The sequence below is a fragment of the Alicyclobacillus vulcanalis genome (assembly GCF_900156755.1).
GTDB lineage: Bacteria > Bacillota > Bacilli > Alicyclobacillales > Alicyclobacillaceae > Alicyclobacillus > Alicyclobacillus vulcanalis.
In genome coordinates this window covers 1-3,877 of record NZ_FTOO01000024.1, presented here as the reverse complement: position 1 = coordinate 3,877, position 3,877 = coordinate 1, and the positions used below count along the sequence as shown (strand labels likewise).

4 protein-coding genes are annotated in these 3,877 nt (G+C 54.3%); all 4 read right to left on the bottom strand.

The genetic code is table 11. From position 1 onward, the window contains the following. Window positions 1-816: 816 nt before the first annotated feature. Window positions 817-1,254, bottom strand: a complete 438-nt coding sequence (locus tag BW934_RS14555; RefSeq protein ID WP_076349309.1) for a universal stress protein — start codon at window positions 1,252-1,254, stop codon at window positions 817-819. Between the two features lie 595 nt (window positions 1,255-1,849). Further along, the gene (locus tag BW934_RS14545) at window positions 1,850-2,830 is read right to left on the bottom strand and encodes a hypothetical protein (protein WP_234969859.1); all 981 of its coding nucleotides are present in this window, start codon (window positions 2,828-2,830) and stop codon (window positions 1,850-1,852) included. Window positions 2,831-2,889: 59 nt separating this feature from the next. Next, the gene (gene tnpA, locus BW934_RS14540) at window positions 2,890-3,078 is read right to left on the bottom strand and encodes an IS66 family insertion sequence element accessory protein TnpA (RefSeq protein ID WP_234969858.1); all 189 of its coding nucleotides are present in this window, start codon (window positions 3,076-3,078) and stop codon (window positions 2,890-2,892) included. A 454-nt stretch (window positions 3,079-3,532) separates the two neighbouring features. Continuing rightward, window positions 3,533-3,877, bottom strand: a 345-nt coding sequence (locus tag BW934_RS15295) for a hypothetical protein (RefSeq protein WP_234969857.1), incomplete at its 5' end; no start/stop codon positions are given.

Below are 3,877 nucleotides of genomic sequence, written 5' to 3'. Positions count from 1 at the left end.
TTGACAGCCTCACATGGTACGACAGCCTGGGACCCGCCACAGGAACGAATGTAATCTCTTCAAAATGGAGTTTACACAGAACACTTGACACACCCTTTATACGTTATATTAAGCTGTTCTGCTGCTTTTTTCATCGTTTTTTCCCTTTTCTTCCGATGTAGATGACTGCAATGTGTTGGCGGCCGAGATCATTGCCCCTCCAAGATCACCGTACATCTTACGGACCACATCCCATTGCTGATCCTGTCCGAACAAATTCTCCGTACCACCTCTCAGAAAATGCGACATATCCTTAATCCCCCCACTATCTCCTTACCCTCCTTCAATAATCTAATGACCGGAGCTATAGCAACAGCGTCTAAGCCAACAGTGGGCAAGCTTTGCTTACCTTCGGCATACAATGTGACATCAGCAGCGAAAGCAACCAATCCTGCCACGCGCTGCGTTCTTCACCTGTGCTTTCGCTCTCAGAATACTGAGAACACAACCGATACGCCTCATCCGAAATCGTGACGTGCACGGGCGACAGCGATACCATCGGCTCTGTCTCCCACTTCGCAGCGCGTTCTGCGGCCGAGTCGTCAAACGGTTCACCTCTGCCGTCCTTGACGATGTTTCATGATAAGCCGTGTGGCTTAATGCATACCGTTCCTCGGGAACAGCATAGGGCCTAAGCGGGTTCCCCCCTTACCAGACATGGATTTGTCTCCTTGACGCGATCGATCTTTGCGAAATGTTCTTGTAGCGTCACGCAGAAAATCCATTTATGAATGGGGCATCCTCCACGCTTATGTGGTTACTCTCCTGGTGCCCGATTTACCTTACCACCCACACCGCCTGCCTCGCTCGGTGCATCACCGCAGTGCTGACGCTGCCCATAAGGACGCGATCGAGCCCCTTCCGCCCGTGCGTGCCAATAACAATCAAATCTGCATCCACGGCCTCCGCCGCATCCACGATCACGTCCGCCGGCGCGCCGTACTCCTCGCGAAACACCACGCGCGCGGCATAGGGCTGAAAGCGTTCAAACACCTTTTCACGAAGTTCGCGGCCGATGGCCGACTCCTGCGCCTCCACATCCATCACCGTCGGCAACCCGATCCCCGTCCATGCGTCCGCCGCTGGCACCGTGGGCACATGCACGTACACCGCGACCAGTTCCGCCTCCGGCCATTTCCCCAACATCTGCGCGGCCCACTCTCCTGCCCGCCACGAGCACTCCGATCCGTCCACCGCCCACACGATCGTCCGCATATGTCTCACACCCCAGGCTCAAATTCTCTTGCGTCCCGCAGCCGCCGCGCCAAACCCCTCGCACTCATCACGGATGCACGGCCTTCGCCTTCAACGTTAATCTCCTTTTGCATTCGTGAACAGCCGATCGATTTCCTTCTTTCTCCTACATTTCGTTCGACGGATTCGGGAAGTCGTCTATGCGAGCGGCCCGGACGAGAAGCGCCACGACCGTCAAGATTACAAACACGATTTCGATGACGACCGACAGGGTTCCCCGCGTCGCAATACTTCCATGCAGAGGGAGAACGTGATGCCCCATGAACGGCGGCGCGACCCGATACCCGATCCATGGGGAAACCGATGCGCGCCCGGGCCGCCTGGTCGACGTCGCGGAAAACCATGTCTTCCGAATACCAGAGACCACAATCCAGGAATCGACCCTATGCCGAGCTACGCAAAGGCCGCGCCACCCGAGACGAGAAAACCCTGGATCCACCCCGGCAGCTTCCTTTCCACAGAATCCAGTTGAGCGCGACCCAGGTCCCGATAGCATTCAAGAGAAACAGCACGCCAATGCGGGATTGCAGCGCAAACTGATTTTTCAGTTGGAAGTTCAAAAGTAGATTGAGAGAGGATGATAGGCTCCCGCGTTTCGGGCTGTCCAATCGAAAGAAGTGGTTCCGATGGGTGACAAATCGATCCACCAGACTGGGCGAACAGCACCGCACATTTCCCAAATCCCCCGGGGGATCTTCTTCGCTGCCTTGCCGACGTCCTCGAAAACGGCGTTTTCAAAAGCACGCTTGACCGTATTCCAATGAGCGTTCATCGCTTCGTCAGCTCCTGCAACACCGCCAACTTCCAACGAATCGCGTACTTCGTCGTCGACACGTTCTTGTCCGGATGGAACACCTCGACGGGTAACAGCTTCGCATACGGCTTGCCGGTGTCCGTCAATACCCACGCCCGCTGCCTCGTCCCATTGCTGCAACCCGGCTTCGCCTAGCAACCGATTCATGCGTTGCGCCGACACGGGCGGCAACATCCGCTTGCCGAGTTCCGTCGGGGAAAAGGTCTCGTCCAGATCATCGTCGCGAATGTGCCGCTTGTACTTGCCGAGACTAATGCCGAACTCCCGCTCGGTATGCGACAACGCAAGAAGCGTCGCCGTACCGTCTGATAAGCCGATCAACTTTCCAAGGCGCTTCTTGTAGTTGACGGACGAGTAAACCTCGCGCCACGAAATGTGTTGGACAGCCCGCTCCACAATGTGTGGCGCTTCAGCACGCGCTTCCTCTTCGACGTTCAGTAAGTACGTGCGCACTGTCCTGGCTACCTGGCTGTCCCGAAGAAGCATGCCGATGCGAAGAATGGCGCGGCGAGGAATCAACGTCAAACCCCTAGTCTTCGACGAAAACCCAAACATTCCCTTGTCCTCAAAGGACCTAGCCAAGTCTTTAAATTCAATACTGCTGAGTACCTTCAGCCCGTCCGACGTCAGCTCGTCGCGATGATCCTTAATCAGCGACTTAATTGCCTCCACGCCAACCTCGTAGTAGTCCGCGACCATCTCGAACGTTTGCGTGCAGATCATCCGGCAACAACGTCAACGCCTTGACCTTCTCCAGCACATCCGTCCTGTCCGCCAGTCGATCACGCAGCCGTCTCTTGAGGATCATGGACGGGTGCGTTTCGATGTCGACGAAGCCAGTACCGGAACTGATGGGGTTTCAGACCGTGCTCAGCGCAGAACTGGCTGGCGGATAGGCCGCTGTCGTAGAAGGCGGCGATGTGTTCACGCCAACGTTCACGGCGTTCCTGGTGAGACATGTGCTTTCGCATACAAGAACCCTCCCGCGGCTTGATGAGGACATTTTCAAGCGATGAGAGGATGAACGCCATGTGGGTTTGGGTTTACGCTTACTTAACAACAACTTCGCGCACGCCGGCCCTGCTCCGCGGTGAACGCCGGACGGCTAACGCAGAGGGCGACCACACCGTACACACCTGGACACGAAAAATCCCCCCTGTGAGATTGTCGGCTCTCACCTGGAAGGGGATGGGGAACAAGAAGATAACTACAAGCGTTTTTTGTAAAACAGCATGAACTTTATGAGAGAAATGCATATGAGTATGCAAAATAGCGCAATGATCAGCGTAGATGCCCACCATAATTCCCAAACGAGATGTACGCGGATCCACGGAATTAAATTTAATAAGGCAAAGCCAAACACAGTCACGGCAATCCCGATTCCAGCTCGGTATATGTTATACATCTGTTGTGCAGCCCTTGATCTCATAGCTGGATCGAACCCCCTTGGTCTTGCACCCTGCGTGGCTTCCCTTGAGCCGCGTTGTCACTAGAAATTAAACCACTTCCACTTGAAATAATCGCTCCGCCCAAATCAAAATATGTCTCTCTGACGATTTCCCATGCCTTTTCATCAGAGATATGGGCAAATTCATTCAAACTGTACTGAATAGAATGTAATATGTTTTGCAAATGCAATTTATCAATGAAGCTCACTCCTTCTTTAGCTAAGCTTGTTAGAGTCTCAAGTAGTGGTGTAAAAGCCGTCGTCCTCAATTGACGACGAAGCCACCGTGCGTGTCTACTAAAGTGTGGCGAACACCAAAAGTA